Raw genomic sequence first — 16,710 nt, 5'->3', positions numbered from 1 at the left:
TTATATACATTGGAGGATTCTTATGGAACTAAGAGGTAAAGTATTGGTCGCTCAAGGTGGCGGTCCAACTGCTGTAATCAACCAATCGATGGTTGGTGCTGTTTTAGAAGCGAGAAAGTTTCCACAAGTTACTGCTGTTTATGGTGCAGTAAATGGTGTGGAAGGTATTATGAATGAAGAGTTTGTTGACTTAACAAGAGAAACAACTCACAACTTAGAGTTAGTAGCTCAAACACCTTCATCAGGTTTATTATCAACAAGAGTTAAGCCAGACGAAGCTTACTGTAGAAAATTATTTGATGTGATGAAAGCACACGATATCAGATACTTCTTCTATGTAGGTGGTAACGATTCATCTGACACAGTAAGAATTGTAAATGATGAAGCAAAAAAAGCTAACTACGAATTCAGAGCAATTCATATTCCTAAGACAATTGATAACGACTTAGTTGAAAATGACCATACACCAGGTTTCGGTTCTGCTGCTAGATTCGTTGCACAAGCTTTTGCTGGTGTTAACTTAGATAACAGAGCTTTACCAGGCGTATACATTGGTGTTGTTATGGGTAGACATGCTGGTTTCTTAACTGCTGCTTCTATCTTAGGTAAGAAATATCCAGACGATGGTCCACATCTAATCTACTTACCAGAAGTAAATTTTGAAATGGACAAGTTCCTTAAAGACGTTAAAGATACTTATGAGAAGTTCGGTCGTTGTATCGTAGCTGTTTCAGAAGGTATTCAAGATGCTGATGGTACTGCAATCATCACTAAGTTAATGGATAACATTGAGAAAGATGCTCATGGTAATGTTCAGTTATCAGGTACAGGCGCATTAGGTGACTTACTTGTTAAAGAAGTTAAGAACAACTTAGGTATCAGCCGTGTTCGTTCAGATACTTTCGGTTACTTACAAAGATCATTCTTAGGTTGTGTTTCTGACGTTGACCAAAGAGAAGCAAGAGAAGTTGGTGAAAAAGCTGCTCAATTTGCTATCTGGGACAATGTGGATGGTTCAATTGTTATCAAGAGAATCGGTGACTATGCTGTAGATTACAAATTAGTACCACTTGAAATGATTGCTGCTAAGACTAAGCACATGCCAGATGAGTTCATTAACGAAGAAAGAAACGGTGTTACTCAAGCATTCGTTAACTACGTTAGACCACTTGCTGGTTCAGATCTACCTGAAGCTCACAGAATCAGAGCGCCAAGAGTAGAGAAGATTATAAAGAAATAATATATTAAGGATGGCTAAGCCATCCTTTTTTTTACTTGCAATTTAGGCTATAATAAGTAGTAGTAGATTGGAGTAATAGATGAAAGAAATTGATGAAAGTCTATTTGAGTATGCCGAGGAAGACCTTAAAAGTGAGCTGAATACATTTTTAAATGACGAGCCGCAGAAAGTCTTTGACCAAGGTGACCATTGTTTGACTTATTATGATGTCGGTGATTCAGACACAGTCATTATGATTTTGCCTTCAAGTAATGGTTATGCAATAACATTTTATCGATATATGCTTAGCTTAAGTGAAAACTTTCGTGTGATTGTACCAGATTATCAAGCTGGTGTGAACTTAGAAACTCAGAGTAAAGGGTTTTTAGAATTAGCAAGAAGCATATCACCGGAAAAACTGTATATCTTCGGTTATTCCTTTGGTGGCATAGTGGCTCAAATAATGACAAGGATGGCACCTGATTTGGTAGCTGGTATAGCCATGCTTGACAGTGAAACAAAAACATCAGAGATCAATCCTAAGCTGGTAAAGAAGTTTGTAAAATCTTATAAGAGACTGGATAAAACCTTTAGGTTTTTCTCAGAAAAGAGCATGCATCAATCTTTATCAAGGCGGATTGCAGAAGATGTAAAACTAGGATTAGATGAAAACAGACATTTCTGGGAAGCCCTTTATAAACAGGCCCTTCTAGAAACCTCTCAAGAACGCATGCGGATGATTTATGACAATGTTCGTGAGTTCTGGATGTCTTATGAGCTAAATCCATCTGATTTTGAAAGTTATAAGGGTAAAATTCTGGTATTAGAAATTGGGGATGCCAGTGATAGAATAGAAGTAAGAGAACTAAAGAATTTATTTAAAGATGCTAAGAGAAAGGTTTATGAAACTGGCTTTAGGATGTCTTTGGTAAATTGTTATGAACAAGTTGTAGAAGACTTGAGATTATGGATTAAGGAGTAGGAGGAAGTATGAGCAGAAAGACAGCAAGAATTATTGCACTCACATTGGCTGTGGCTATGGCAGCTATGCCTATTATGTCATTTATAATTTCATTCTTTTAAGGAGTTATTTTGAGAAAACTGTTGGTATTCATTGTCTTTATCGCCTTCGCTTTTGGGGTTTATTACTTCACCAGTGATAAGGAAGCGGAATTGCCGTCTTTTTATTTAAAAGATGACTTTGACGACTTGGATAGAGATTTCTGGTATGTCGGTGAATGGAAAACTTATTTTTCATCCTATGACAAGGCAAAATTGAATAACGGTATCTTAAGATTAGAGGTGGATGACGTAGATCAAGGTCCCATTCTTTTATCTGCGCCTATAGAGCTTCAGGCAGGGAATGTTTTGACGGTTAAGAGAAGGACTAAAATGACTTATGCCAATGACCACTTTACAGGTGGTATGGCCCTATTAGAAACTAAAGATGAAGGTTTGATTCCATCAGCACTTAACAATGACCAAACCACTTTGGGTAATGGGCTTGTACTGATTGAGTATGTGCATTCCTTTGAAGAATCATCTAGACCAGGCAACAATGTTTTTAGGATACTGCCTAGAACTTGGGAGTATAACAACAACTATGAACTGGCAGAGCCTATCTTTGATGAATGGTTTGAAGAAGAGCTTATTTATGATACTGTTACAAATAAAATAACTTATAAACTGAATGACAAAGTTTATTCAGTAGAAACAACAGCCCTAACAGATAACCGCGTCCGTTTGTATATGCACGGCTATGGTTACAATACGGGTCATATTCTTGACATGGATTGGATAGAAATATCTGTAGAATAAAACCTAGAGGCCAGGCCTCTAGGTTATTTTCATGATTATTTTTGAGTTTAAGCAGATGTCTGTTGAAAAGACCTTGGTAGAATCTTTGAACTCAATCATGATTCTGTCGTTGTCGATATCTACCAGTGTACCTACACCAAAAGAGGTGTGCAGGAGTTCATCGCCGATTTCAAAACCGTCTAAGCTCATGCGTCTTTCAAGCTTGTAGTGCTCTGTCTTGAGTGACTGACCTGCAGCTTTGGTGTATTCCTTTACAAATCTAGAGGCCTTGTTGTAGCCACCGTTTCTAAACTTGGTCTGTACAAGGGTCAGCTTAGTCTTGGCTCTCGATAGGGCCACATAGAAGAGGCGTCTTTCTTCTTCGAATAGGCTTTTATCACCACGGTCATATAAGTCCACTGCATACTTAGATGGGAAGATATGATCGTCCATATCCACGATATAGACATGGTCAAATTCCAGTCCCTTAGAACCATGCATGGTAAAGAGCTTAAGGGCATGGGGGTTTTTATTGGTTGAAGCCGTATATAGGATTTTCTTTAAATCATCTAGCCTGTTTAAAAAGCCAACCAAACTGTCTGTGTCTGAAGCCAGTACCTTTAAAATATCCAAGATCTTGTTCTGGGCTTCTATAGACAGGTTGTTCTTTTTACAATGGTCATTCAGATACTGTTTGTAATTGAGTTCATCTTCTATAAAATCAATGGCGATATCAGGCTTCAATGAAGATAAGTATTCAAAGTTGGCCTTGATCTTTCTGATGTTTTGAAGTTTAAACTTCTCCATACCAGGCATTTGACATAAGATATCAAAAACATTGATGCCGTTGTAATGGTCCTTGATGTACTGAACCTGGGCTTTGGATATATAAGCATTCATCTTGTAGTAGATCTTTTCAAAGGCTTCTAAATCATTTGGTACCATGGCCAATTTCATAAAAGACAGGATATCAAAGGTACACCAGTTGTTAAAGAAGTGGTGTTTGTTGTCTTTGATGACAAAATCAATGTCTTCTTTATTTAACTTATCCGCAAGTGGAATAAGTGAGATGTTGTTTCTAAAGAGGATGGCTTCAGAACCATCTGCTTTTTTATGTTCGTCCACAATAAACTGGACTTGTTCTTCTGTGGTATCGGTATAAACCAATCTCATATGACTGTCATGGGTCTTAAAAGGACTGAAGACCTTGTCATGACGGACTGAGTTGCTTGATATGACCTTATCACATAATGAAACAATGTCTTTAGCTGAACGGTAGTTGGTCCCTAAAAGATAACGTTCTGTGTTTGGATAATGGTCGTCGATCTTGATGATGGCCTGAGGAAAAGCACCTCTAAAGCCATAGATAGACTGGTCATCATCAGCTACCATGTAAACATTGTGGTGTTTACTTGCAAGCTGTTTGATGATGGCATGTTGGACCTTGGATGTGTCCTGGCACTCATCAACCTGAATGTAGTCAAACTTACTTTGATAGTATTCAAGAATTTGAGGCTTCTTATCAAATAAGGTGTGACACATGGTCAGCATATCATCAAAGTCCATTAGCAGGTGTTCTTTCTTATAATCTTCATAAGCGGTAAAGATCTTGTCGAAATTCTCGATATGCGTTTCATGATCTTCAGGTGCAATCATCATATTTTTGATATAGCCAATGGCAGAAGAAAGGTCTTCAAAAGTTTCTTCATTCATATAGGCATGATTGACATTATAAAAAATCTCTTTTAAGAGTTGTTGTTTCTTAATTGGCGATTCTTTTGATTCTAATAGGGTATACATTCTACCGACCCTTTTAAAGTAATCTAAAAGCACTGAATAACAAAAACGGTGAATGGTTGAGAATGCGATTTTATAATTGAAGTTAGGAAATAAACTTAAATAACGTTCATGCATGTCAATGGCTGCTGCCTTTGAAAAAGTCAGAGACAGGATACGCCTTGGATCAATATGCATGTCGTGTATCAAATGAAGGGTACGACAAATCAAAATGGTTGTTTTACCTGAACCGGGTACAGCCAGTACCAGGGCAGGGCCATCTTTATGCATAACAGCTTTTGCCTGTGCGTCATTGAGTTGAAATCCTAAGTTTTCTGTAATTAGTGACATAAAACTTCCTTTACTAAAATAAGTTACCTATTGATTATAACACAATATCTAGAGTGTCGGTAGAAATGATAATTTGGCTAAAAATGTCTTTTGCCTATCTTTTATTTTTACCATGTAATATGATAGATATAGATAGAAATTCCTACTTGTTTTCTAGGATTTGAGGATTTGAGTGTTTTCAAGCCTTTATGTGATAAAAAAAACGTAAAATCTATTTACATACGAGCCTATTTGAGATAGTATATATGGGTAATTAAAATTGATATAACTATGTCTTGAATTGTACGGCAATTCTTGAGGCGTTTATATACATTAACTAAATTCTAGGAGGATCATAAACAATGAATTATGAATTACTAAAAAAGGAAAATAATAAGGTTACAATAAGCATGAAGGCTAGTGTTGAAGATTTTAACGCTGCAGTGAAGAGTGCTTACACAAAGGAAAGAAAAAGATTCAACATTCCTGGCTTCAGAAAAGGTAAAGCTCCAAAGAGCATCATCGAGAAGCAATACGGCGAAGGCGTATTTTATGAAGAAGCTATCAACATCTTATTAAACGAGCACTACCCAAAGGCTATCGACGAGTTAAAATTAGACGTTGTTGACAGACCAGATGTTGATATCAAAGAAATCAATATGGAAACAGGTGTAGAGTTAGAGGCTATCGTAGAAGTGAAGCCTGAATTCGAACTTGATAACTATAAAGGCATTGAAGTAGAAAAAGTTGAGAACCCAGTAACGGATGAGCAATTAGAAGAAGAACTTAAGAGAGTTCAAGATCAAAATGGTCGTGTGATTACTATTGAAGAAGGTAAAGTTGAAAACGGCGATACTGCTAACATCAACTATGCTGGTTTCTTAGGTGAAGAGCAATTTGAAGGTGGTACCGCAGAAGGTCATGACTTAACAATCGGTTCAGGTCAATTTATTCCTGGTTTTGAAGAGGAGTTAGTTGGTGCTGAGGTTGGTGCTGATGTTGACGTTAATGTAACTTTCCCAGAAGACTACCAAGCTGAAAACTTAGCTGGTCAACCAGTAGTTTTCAAAGTAAAAGTTAATTCTATTTCAAGAAAAGAATTACCAGAATTAGATGATGAGTTTGCTAAAGACGTATCTGAGTTTGATACTTTAGATGAGTACAAGGCTGACTTAAAGAGAATTATGGTAGAGCAAGCTGAAAATGCTGATAAAGCAGCTCAAAGAGACAAAGTTATTGAGGCTGTTTCTGGATTAGTAGATATTGAAATTCCTCAAGGTATGATCGATATGGAAACTGATCATATGTTAAGAGATTTCCAAATGCAATTACAATACTCAGGTCTACAATTAGACAAGTACTTTGAATTAACTGGTACTACTGTAGAGCAATTAAGAGCTCAAATGGCTGATGATGCTTTAACTAGAGTTAAGACTAACTTAGTAATTGAAAAAGTTAAAGAATTAGAGAACATTGAAGCGACTGAAGAAGATTTAAATGCTGAAATGGAAAAGTACGCTGAAGCACAAAAACAAGACATTGAGCAAATCAAGAAAATGTTTGAAGCTGATAATTTTGAGTATATAAAGAATACAATCGCTATTAGAAAAACAGTAGACTTCTTAGTAGATAATGCAAAGTTAAAGTAGACAAAACCGTATAAAAGGAGGTTTAAGCTATGGCAACAATACCTTATGTAGTAGAACAAACAAATCGTGGCGAAAGAACGTATGACATTTATTCAAGACTTTTAAAAGATAGAATCATCTTTTTAGGTGATGAAGTCAATGATCACACAGCGAGTGTGGTTGTGGCTCAGCTTCTATTCTTAGAAGCTGATGATCCTGATAAAGACATTCATCTTTACATCAACAGTCCGGGTGGATCGATTACTGCCGGTATGGCAATCTACGATACCATGCAATATATTAAACCAGATGTATCAACAATTTGTGTTGGTATGGCAGCTAGTATGGGAGCCTTCCTTTTAACTGCAGGTGCTAAAGGTAAGCGTTACTGTTTACCTAACTCAGAGGTGATGATTCATCAACCTTTAGGTGGCACAAGGGGTCAAGCAACAGATATTATGATTCATGCTGAAAGAATTGTTCAGATGAAAGAAAAGTTAAATCGTATAATGGCAGAAAGATCAGGTCAAGAATATGAGAAGGTTTGTCAAGATACGGAAAGAGATAATTTCCTTAGTGCTGAAGAAGCCAAAGAATATGGCTTAATCGATAAGGTGATTACTTCAAGATAAGAGGTGACAATATGTCAAAATATGAAGATAAGAAGCACTTGAGATGCTCGTTTTGTGGTAAGTCTCAAGATCAGGTAAAAAGATTGATCGCTGGTCCAAATGTTTACATTTGTGATGAGTGTATCGAACTTTGCCAGGAAATCATCTCAGAAGAAGTCGAGGAAATGTATGATTTCGATATAGATAACCTACCTAAGCCGGCTGAGATCAACACAACACTTAATGATTATGTTATTGGTCAAGACCGTGCTAAGAAAGCCTTATCTGTAGCGGTTTACAATCATTACAAGAGAATCAATCATAAGATGGATGATGACATTGAACTTCAAAAGTCTAATATTTTATTAATGGGACCAACTGGTTCTGGTAAAACACTTCTAGCACAAACACTTGCTAAGATCTTAAATGTACCATTTGCTATTGCAGATGCTACCTCTTTAACTGAAGCAGGTTATGTTGGTGAAGATGTTGAAAATATTCTTTTGAAGCTTATTCAAGCAGCAGATTATGATGTAGAAGCCGCTCAACGTGGTATTATCTATATTGATGAGATTGATAAGATTACTAGAAAATCAGAAAATCCTTCTATCACACGTGATGTAAGTGGTGAAGGTGTGCAACAGGCGCTTCTTAAGATGATTGAGGGCACTGTAGCAAATGTTCCACCTCAAGGTGGCAGGAAACATCCACATCAAGAATTTATCCAATTGGATACAACCAACATTCTATTTATCTGTGGTGGTGCGTTTGATGGTATTGGAAAAATCATTGAAAAGCGTACTGGTCAGAAAGCTCTAGGTTTTGGTGCTGAAATTAGAAGTAAAAAAGACTTTGAAATTGGTGCATTACTTGAAAAGCTTGAGACACAGGATTTACTGAAGTTTGGTTTGATTCCTGAGTTTGTGGGTCGTTTACCAGTTGTGGTCTCACTTCATGAGTTGACAGAAGAAGTTCTTGTTAGAATTTTAAGTGAGCCTAAAAATGCTTTAGCAAAACAATACCATAAATTATTTGAATTAGATGGAGTTGAGTTAGAGTTTAATGAAGATGCTTTAGCAGCTATTGCCAAACTGGCTATCGAAAGAAAAACTGGTGCGCGTGGTTTAAGAAGTATCATTGAAAAAGTCATGATGGATATCATGTACGATATCCCTTCAAGAAGTGATGTTAAAAAATGTGTAATAACAAAAGAAACGATTGAAAACAATCAGCAACCAACACTTCTATTAGATAACAACAATGAAAATGCATCTTAATTAGAAACGAGTCTTCGGACTCGTTTTTAAGCAAGTAATGAGGAGACAGTTATGGAAAATAATTTAAGAGAAATAGCAGTTATTCCCCTACGTGGATTAACCATCTTTCCATACATGGTAATTCATTTTGATGTTGGTAGAGAAAAATCAATCAAGGCTTTAGAAGAAGCAATGATCCAAAATCAGAAGATTTTCTTAACAACACAAAAGAGTATAGAAACAGATGATCCAACTATTGATGAAATTCATGAAATTGGTACCCTATGTAAGGTTAAGCAAATGCTTAAACTGCCTGGTGATACCATCCGTGTATTGGTAGAGGGAATTTCAAGAGCAAAGATTAAAGACGTCCTTCAAGAAGAACCTTATTTAAAGGTTATGATTGAAGAGTACCCAGATACAGACTTTGAAATTGATAAGGAATGTGAAGCCTTAAAACGTTCAGTTTTACAAACATTTGAGCAGTATGTGGACTTAAATCCAAAGATTACACCAGATGTTTTATTAACAGTAAGAGCCATTGACAATTGTGGTCGTTTGGCGGATGTTATAGCGTCTAATATTTCATTGAAGATGGACCAAAAGCAGGTCCTAATTGAAGCGATTACACCAAAGCTTCGTTTAGAAGTTTTGTATCAATATATCTTAACAGAAATTGATATCATTCAAGTAGAGAAAAAGATCAATGATAAGGTAAAAAGCCAGATCAACAAGATGCAAAAAGAGTACTACTTGAAAGAACAGATCAAGGCCATCCGTGAGGAACTTGGAGAAGATTATTCAAAAGATGAGGAAGTCGAAGAGTTAAAGGCCAAGATCAAAAAACTGAAGGCACCTAAATCAGTAAAAGAGAAGTTAGAAGCTGAAGTGAAAAGACTTCAACTTATGGCACCTAACTCTGCTGAGTCCAATGTCATCAGAACATATGTGAATAACATACTTGATTTACCATGGGGTAAGATGACAAAAGATTCTTTAGATTTATCTAAGTCTAGAAAGATCTTAGATGAAGATCACTATGGTTTAAAAGAGGTAAAAGAAAGAGTACTAGAATATCTTGCAGTGAAGCAATTGACCAAGTCTATGAAGGGACCAATCATTTGTTTAGTAGGCCCTCCAGGGGTTGGTAAGACATCTATTGCTAAGTCTATTGCCAGATCACTTAACCGTAAGTTTATCAGAATGTCATTAGGTGGTGTTCGAGATGAAGCTGAAATTCGTGGTCATAGAAGAACTTACATCGGTGCTATTCCTGGTCGTATTATGAATGCCATCAAGGAAGCGGGTTATAAGAATCCAGTTTTACTATTTGATGAGATTGATAAACTTTCTTCTGACTTTAGGGGTGACCCAGCGTCAGCCTTATTAGAGGTTCTAGATCCAGAACAAAACAAGGAGTTTACAGACCACTACTTAGAAGTTGCTTTTGACTTATCAAAGGTTATGTTTGTAACGACTGCCAACAGCTTATCAACCATTCCAAGACCACTTTTAGACCGTATGGAAGTCATCCAGGTATCGGGTTATACAGAGCGTGAAAAGCTTGAAATTGCCAAGAGATACCTTGTGTCTAAGCAAAGAGATGTTCACGGTTTAGTAGATGAGCAGTTTGATCTACACGATGATGCTATAAGAAAGATCATCACCAACTACACAAGAGAGTCTGGTGTAAGAGAGCTTGAGAGAAAAATTGCCAAGCTGATGAGAAAACTTGCTGTTGAAATCGTTGAAAACAAAACAGAATTTATCGATGTTGTGCCTGAGGAAGTCAAAACTTTCTTAGATGAACCGATTTATCAATACGACGAAATCGAAGACAAGAGTCAAGTGGGCGTGGTTATGGGTCTTGCTTGGACGGCTGTAGGTGGTACAACTTTAAACATTGAAGTGGCTAAGCTTAGCGGTAAAGGCAAACTTGTTTTAACAGGCCAACTTGGTGATGTTATGAAAGAATCTGCTAGAGCAGGTATGTCATACATCCGATCGATTTCAAACAAGTACAATTTAGAATCAGATTTCCATGAAAAAATGGACATTCATATTCATATACCAGAAGGGGCAACACCTAAAGATGGTCCTTCTGCAGGTATTACCATGGCAACAGCAGTCTTATCTGCAATTACAGATATTCCTGTAAGAAATGATGTTGCTATGACTGGTGAAATCACCTTACGTGGTAGAGTTTTACCAATTGGTGGTTTAAAGGAAAAGACATTAGCTGCTGAAAGAGCAGGTATCAAGAAAGTTCTGTTCCCACATGAGAACATCAAGGACTTAAAGGATATCCCTGAATCAGTAAGAGAAAATGTAGAAATGGTTCCAGTTAAAACAATGGATGAAGTTTTAGAACATGCTTTAGTAAAAGAGGCTTAAAATGAAGATTAAAAAGAGTCAATTTGTAACCAGTGCGGTTAAGAGAGAACAATATCCTGAAAGTGACCTACCTGAAATTGCAGTAGTAGGTAGATCAAACGTGGGTAAATCTTCACTGATTAACATGCTTCTTAACAGAAAGAACCTTGCAAGAACGTCTTCAACACCGGGTAAAACTCAGTTGATCAACTTCTTTGACATAGATGGTAAGTTTACACTTGTTGACTTACCAGGCTATGGTTATGCAAGGGTTTCAAAAGAGCAGAAAAAAACTTGGGGTACAATAATTGAGACCTATCTAAAAACAAGAAAGAACCTATTAGAAGTGATCCTTCTAGTAGACTTACGTCATAAGCCGACGGCAGAGGACGTTGAAATGTACAAGTGGATCAAGACTTATGGTTTCAACGGTATTGTAGTTGGTACAAAATATGATAAAATCAAGAAGAGCCAACTTCAGAAGCATGTGAAAATCATCAGAGATACTTTGGAGATGGAGGAACATGCAGTGCTGGCTATGACGTCTACAATGGACCGTTATGGTAAGTATGAAGTATGGGATATATTTAATGAGTTATTTGAAGTGAATGGCTATGATGTTCACTTTGAAAGACAACAGTCTTAAGGAGGCAAAATGAATCCAATAGTTACAGTTACAATGAATACAGGTAAGGTGTTTAAAGCAGAGTTATATCCTGAAATCGCACCAAATACAGTAAATAACTTTATTTCATTAATCAAAAAAGGCTTTTATGATGGCTTAGTTTTCCACAGAGTTATCAGAGGCTTTATGATTCAAGGTGGTTGCCCAGAAGGTTCTGGTATGGGTGGTCCTGGCTATGGTATTAAGGGTGAGTTCTCAATGAACGGCTTTGACAACCAATTAAAGCACACTGCTGGTGTTTTATCAATGGCTAGATCTCAAATGCCTAACTCAGCTGGTTCTCAATTCTTTGTTATGCACAAAGATTCACCTCATTTAGATGGCTCATACGCTGCTTTCGGTAAAGTAATCGAAGGTATGGACGTTGTAAATGAGATTGCAGAAACTCAAACTGCTGCTATGGACAGACCAGTTGTTGAGCAAAAAATTGAATCAGTTACAGTGGACACAGGTGATACTGAGTACCCTGAACCAGAAACAAGATAATCAAGCGCAGGCCTAGCCTGCGCTTTTTTTTTAACATAAAGTGACTTGAAGGATACTATTTTATGGTTGATAATGAATACAATAATAGTATACTTAGGAGGTTTTTATGAATAAAGTGAAATGGTCTACATTTCTTAAAGATGTTTTTATATGTTCTTTAGGTGCCTATGGTGGACCGTCTGCTCATTATGGTGTTTATACAGACCAGCTTGTCATAAAAAAGGCATATCTTTCAGAAGAAGAACTGGTTGAGTTAATAGCCCTGTGTTCGATTTTACCAGGACCAACATCAACTCAGACCATTGTATCTGTAGGTTACAAGATGGGTGGTCCTGTACTGGCCTTTTTAACCATGTTGGTATGGGCTTTGCCGGTACTGAGCATGATGACGATTTTATCTTTTCTATATACCATACTCGCTTCTTATAATATTTCAGATGACAGTCTTAGGTTTATAGGACCTATGGCAGTGGGGTTTATCGTTGTAGCAGCCTACAGGATTGGTAAGAAAGTACTAACCAACAAGATGACTGTCATTTTGATGGTCTTAAGTGGGGGCATCACCTATTTTATCAGGGCACCGTGGATCTTTCCTTTGGTCTTGATTATAGGGGGGCTAGTCAGTATAGTGGTCTCTAAGGAAGACAACTTGTGGCAGCGGGTCAAACTGAATCCGCCATGGATATACTTAATTGTCTTTACCGTGTTTGCCCTATCGGCGGTATTACTCAAGTTGACTTTAAATAATCACCTGGTTAACTTGTTTGAAAGTTTTTACAGGTATGGCTACTTGGTCTTTGGTGGCGGTCAGGTTGTGATACCTGTTATGCATGCAGAATTGGTCGAAATCAATGAATTTATGACCAATCAAGAGTTCCTGACTGGATATGGCCTTGTACAGGGACTACCTGGTCCTATGTTCTCATTTTCTGCCTATGCGGGAGGTATGGCCTCTAGAGGTCTTTCAAGTCTGTATCAGGTGGCTGGTGCCGTTTTAAGTGGGATAGGTATTTTTCTTCCTGGACTGCTTCTTATCTATTTTGTTTATCCAGTCTGGGAAAACTTAAAGAAAATAAAAGGTGTGAAAATATCTCTTATGGGCATCAATGCTGTAGCGGGTGGTTTAATTTCAGTATCAGCTATTATCATGATGCAAAAATCTGGTTTTACGCCAGAAAACATGATGGTGACCCTTGTAACAGTTATCCTACTCTTATCGAAAAAAATACCATCACCTTTAATTGTTCTAGTCAGCATTGGCTTAGGTGTAATTTTGTAAAAAAAAAGCAACAGTTCATTTTGAACTGTCGTTATTTTAATTACTTAGTGTTAGAACCAAATACGTTGATCATCTTGTGAGCAACAACTCTCTTGATCTCATCTCTAGCAGGACCTAAGTATTTTCTTGGGTCGAAGTTTGCAGGATTGTCATTGAAAGCTTTTCTAACTTGACCAGTGAATGCGATTCTTAAGTCAGTATCAACGTTGATCTTACAAACACCTAATCTGTTAGCTTCTCTTAACATCTCATCTGGAACACCGCAAGCGCCTTTTAATTCGCCACCGTTGTCGTTACATAATTGTACAGCTTCAGGATAAACAGAAGAAGCACCATGTAATACTAATGGGAAGTTAGGAAGTAATTCCATGATTTCTTTTAAGATACCAAACTCTAATTTTGGCTCTCCTGAGAATTTGTTAGCACCGTGGCTAGTACCGATAGCGATTGCTAATGAATCAACACCAGTTTTTTCAACGAACTCTTTAGCTTGTTGTGGATCTGTGTAAGAAGAATCTTCAGCAGATACGTTTACTTCGTCTTCAACACCAGCAAGTCTACCTAATTCAGCTTCTACAACAACACCCTTAGAGTGTGCGTACTCAACAACTTCTTTAGTAACAGCGATGTTACCTTCGAAATCGTGGTGAGAACCGTCGATCATAACTGAAGTGAAACCTAAATCTACAGCTGTCTTACAAGCTTCGAAATCTGCACCATGGTCTAAGTGTAAAGCGATATCGATAGTTGAATCTTCTACAGCAGCTTCTACTAACTTCTTTAAGTAAGTAGGTCTAGCGTACTTTAACGCTGAAGATGATACTTGAACGATAACGTTAGAACCTGTTTCTTCAGCAGCATCTACGATACCTTGAAGGATTTCCATGTTATTAATGTTGAAAGCACCGATAGCGTATCCGCCTTCATAAGCTTTTTTGAACATTTCTTTAGTCGTAACTAATGCCATAATTGACCTCCTAAATTATATTTTCTAATGCCTATTGGCATATTCACCTTATTCATACCAAAAAAAGTTTGGATTAAACGATTTTTGTGTATCATTATTTATTGTATAATAGGATAGCAAATCCTTATATATAATACCATATAAATTTTCTAAAGAGAAAAGTTTTCAGGAAAAAACATGAGGAAAACGCTTGCTATTTGCATTTTAGCCTATTAGAGCAGGAGAGTGTATGAAATTACCAGTTAAATTTATAGAGCAAATGAAAGAACAACTAAAAGATGGTTATGAAGATTTTTTAGCCACTTATGATCATAAAACCCATCGTGGGATTCGTGTAAACACCTTAAAGATATCTGTAGAGGACTTTTTAAAGATCACACCATTTGACTTAAAGGCCATACCATGGACGGATGATGGTTTTTACATTGAAGAAGAAAGACCGGCAAAACATCCCCATTATTTTGCAGGCCTCTATTATATACAAGAACCTTCTGCCATGTTGCCGGCTGTTCTTTTAGAGCCTGATGAAAATGATACAGCCCTAGACCTTTGCGCAGCCCCTGGTGGTAAGACCATGCAGATGGCTGCCATGATGAAGGATTCGGGTGTTTTGATTGCCAATGACATCAACAACCACAGACTTAAGGCTTTGATTCGTAATGCAGAACTCATGGGTCTTAGAAACCTGGTGGTTCTCAATGACAAACAAGAAAACATAAGAAGGGTCTTAAATCATAAGGTAGACAAGCTTTTAATAGATGCCCCGTGTTCTGGAGAGGGCATGTTTAAAAAACATGATGATGCCATCAGTGCTTATGAGGATTATGATGTAGAGGCATGTGTTTCTATGCAAAAGTCCATCCTAGATGATGTTTTAGAAGTCCTGAATGGCCAGGGGCAAGTGGTTTATTCAACTTGTACCTTTAATACTTACGAAAATGAAGACATGATCCGTTATGCCATGAATAAAAAATCTCTGTCTTTGGTAGACATGAAAAAAGAACATGGCTTTGAACCTGGCATTGATATGAAAGAAGTTATCAGACTCTATCCTCATTTATTAGATGGAGAAGGTCATTTTGCTGCCAAGCTGACTTATGAAGATGATTATGAAGAAATTAGATTAGATGAATCAGCTAATCAGCCGCCAGAACTGTTACAAGCTTTTATGGACGAAAACCTTACAGAGCCTTTAGAGGGCATGTTTAGAGTCGTGAAGGACAAGGTCTTTTTAATGCCTTCTAAACGACTAGACTTATCGGGTCTAAAGGTTGTCAAAAATGGTTGGTTTTTAGGTGTCTTAAAAAAGAACCGTTTTGAGCCTTCTCACGCTATGGCGCTTTCATTAAAGAAAGATCAGGTTAAAAGAACGATCAACTTCTCAGGTGATGCTATAGAAGTCATCAAGTATTTAAAATGTGAAACCATCTCCTGTGATGGTGAAAAAGGCTATAATCTAGTTTGTGTGGACGGTCATCCTATTGGCTGGGGCAAGTATGCTTCAGGTAAACTGAAAAATCTTTACCCGTCACAGTGGAGGTTATCATGAGACTGGATAAGTTTTTATCAAACATGGGTAAGGGGTCTAGAACAGATGTTAAAAAGATGATCACTAAGGGCCTTGTATCTGTCGATGGTGACATAATTAGAAAAGTCGGTTTCAATGTGGACCCGGACAAAAATGAAATTTGTGTAAATGGTGAATTGATCAGTTTCGAAAAGCATGTTTATCTGATTATGAATAAACCGAAAGATGTTATATCAGCAAGACAAGATAAAGTCCATAAGACTGTGATTGATTTGCTTAATGGGTATGGCAATCGAAAGCTCTTTCCTGTCGGAAGGCTAGATATCGATACAGAAGGCATGCTCTTGATTACAGATGATGGCCAGTGGAACCATGATTTGATGAATCCTAAAAAGCATGTTTCTAAAATCTATTATGCCCACATAGAGGGAAGGGTGGATGAAGAGGATGTGAAAGCTTTTTCAGAAGGCCTAATTTTAAAAGATGATTCTCTTTGTAAACCGGCAGATTTAAAGATACTGTCATCTGGTGAAATCTCAAAGATAGAGTTGACCATATCTGAAGGCAAGTACCATCAAGTCAAGCGTATGTTTGCCTCGAGAGGTAAAAGAGTCCTTTATCTAAAACGGATTCAAATTGGTGGTTTAAGATTAGATGATAGCCTTGAACTAGGAGAATTTAGAGACTTAACAAGTGAAGAAATGAAAAAAATAAAACTTGAAGCTTAGCTTCAAGTTTCTTATTTGTATGAAAACTGGTTTTCATAAGTAACGAA

14 protein-coding genes are annotated in these 16,710 nt (G+C 37.2%); 12 read left to right on the top strand and 2 right to left on the bottom strand.

Annotated features, from left to right (window positions below):
• Nucleotides 1-22: 22 nt before the first annotated feature.
• The 3 genes from EZV73_RS22830 to EZV73_RS22820 all read left to right on the top strand — a co-directional run bounded on the left by EZV73_RS22830 (nucleotide 23) and on the right by EZV73_RS22820 (nucleotide 3,037).
• Entirely contained in the window at nucleotides 23-1,240 is a 1,218-nt protein-coding gene (locus EZV73_RS22830; RefSeq protein ID WP_240842765.1) for a 6-phosphofructokinase, read from the top strand.
• A 79-nt stretch (nucleotides 1,241-1,319) separates the two neighbouring features.
• Nucleotides 1,320-2,201 (top strand): alpha/beta hydrolase, encoded by an 882-nt coding sequence (locus EZV73_RS22825; protein ID WP_240842764.1) that lies wholly within the window; start codon nucleotides 1,320-1,322, stop codon nucleotides 2,199-2,201.
• Between the two features lie 110 nt (nucleotides 2,202-2,311).
• Nucleotides 2,312-3,037 (top strand): hypothetical protein, encoded by a 726-nt coding sequence (locus EZV73_RS22820; RefSeq protein WP_240842763.1) that lies wholly within the window; start codon nucleotides 2,312-2,314, stop codon nucleotides 3,035-3,037.
• A gap of 18 nt (nucleotides 3,038-3,055) precedes the next feature.
• Here the strand turns inward: EZV73_RS22820 and EZV73_RS22815 are convergent, their stop codons facing one another.
• A complete protein-coding gene (locus EZV73_RS22815) occupies nucleotides 3,056-5,143 on the bottom strand; it encodes an ATP-dependent helicase (RefSeq protein ID WP_240842762.1) in 2,088 nt (695 codons plus the stop codon).
• A 341-nt stretch (nucleotides 5,144-5,484) separates the two neighbouring features.
• Here EZV73_RS22815 and tig point away from each other — a divergent pair, with 341 nt between their 5' ends.
• The 7 genes from tig to chrA all read left to right on the top strand — a co-directional run bounded on the left by tig (nucleotide 5,485) and on the right by chrA (nucleotide 13,440).
• The gene (gene tig / locus EZV73_RS22810) at nucleotides 5,485-6,771 is read left to right on the top strand and encodes a trigger factor (protein ID WP_240842761.1); all 1,287 of its coding nucleotides are present in this window, start codon (nucleotides 5,485-5,487) and stop codon (nucleotides 6,769-6,771) included.
• A 29-nt stretch (nucleotides 6,772-6,800) separates the two neighbouring features.
• Entirely contained in the window at nucleotides 6,801-7,382 is a 582-nt protein-coding gene (gene clpP, locus EZV73_RS22805; protein ID WP_240842760.1) for an ATP-dependent Clp endopeptidase proteolytic subunit ClpP, read from the top strand.
• Nucleotides 7,383-7,393: 11 nt separating this feature from the next.
• Nucleotides 7,394-8,638 carry an ATP-dependent Clp protease ATP-binding subunit ClpX gene (gene clpX / locus EZV73_RS22800; protein WP_240842759.1) on the top strand — a complete coding sequence of 415 codons (1,245 nt, stop codon included), beginning with the start codon at nucleotides 7,394-7,396 and terminating at the stop codon, nucleotides 8,636-8,638.
• 51 nt (nucleotides 8,639-8,689) lie between these two features.
• Entirely contained in the window at nucleotides 8,690-11,011 is a 2,322-nt protein-coding gene (gene lon / locus EZV73_RS22795) for an endopeptidase La (protein WP_240842758.1), read from the top strand.
• Nucleotide 11,012: 1 nt separating this feature from the next.
• Nucleotides 11,013-11,636: a ribosome biogenesis GTP-binding protein YihA/YsxC gene (gene yihA, locus EZV73_RS22790; protein ID WP_240842757.1), complete on the top strand. Its 624-nt coding sequence runs from the start codon at nucleotides 11,013-11,015 to the stop codon at nucleotides 11,634-11,636.
• A gap of 9 nt (nucleotides 11,637-11,645) precedes the next feature.
• Nucleotides 11,646-12,161, top strand: a complete 516-nt coding sequence (locus tag EZV73_RS22785; RefSeq protein WP_240842756.1) for a peptidylprolyl isomerase — start codon at nucleotides 11,646-11,648, stop codon at nucleotides 12,159-12,161.
• A gap of 106 nt (nucleotides 12,162-12,267) precedes the next feature.
• On the top strand, nucleotides 12,268-13,440 hold the full coding sequence (gene chrA / locus EZV73_RS22780; RefSeq protein WP_240842755.1) for a chromate efflux transporter: 1,173 nt from the start codon (nucleotides 12,268-12,270) through the stop codon (nucleotides 13,438-13,440).
• Nucleotides 13,441-13,480: 40 nt separating this feature from the next.
• Here the strand turns inward: chrA and fba are convergent, their stop codons facing one another.
• Complete coding sequence (gene fba, locus EZV73_RS22775) at nucleotides 13,481-14,407, bottom strand: class II fructose-1,6-bisphosphate aldolase (RefSeq protein ID WP_240842754.1); 927 nt, start codon at nucleotides 14,405-14,407, stop codon at nucleotides 13,481-13,483.
• Between the two features lie 229 nt (nucleotides 14,408-14,636).
• Between fba and EZV73_RS22770 the strand changes: the two genes are divergently transcribed.
• Together EZV73_RS22770 and EZV73_RS22765 are read left to right on the top strand one after the other, a co-directional pair.
• Nucleotides 14,637-15,956 carry an RsmF rRNA methyltransferase first C-terminal domain-containing protein gene (locus tag EZV73_RS22770; protein WP_240842753.1) on the top strand — a complete coding sequence of 440 codons (1,320 nt, stop codon included), beginning with the start codon at nucleotides 14,637-14,639 and terminating at the stop codon, nucleotides 15,954-15,956.
• Entirely contained in the window at nucleotides 15,953-16,663 is a 711-nt protein-coding gene (locus EZV73_RS22765; protein WP_240842752.1) for a pseudouridine synthase, read from the top strand. Before EZV73_RS22770 ends, EZV73_RS22765 begins: the two co-directional genes overlap by 4 nt.
• Nucleotides 16,664-16,710: the final 47 nt, after the last annotated feature.

Source organism: Acidaminobacter sp. JC074 (assembly GCF_022496765.1).
Lineage (GTDB): Bacteria > Bacillota > Clostridia > Peptostreptococcales > Acidaminobacteraceae > JABXKX01.
The sequence above is the reverse complement of the archived record's forward strand: the minus strand, read 5'-3'. Positions and strand labels throughout refer to the sequence as shown.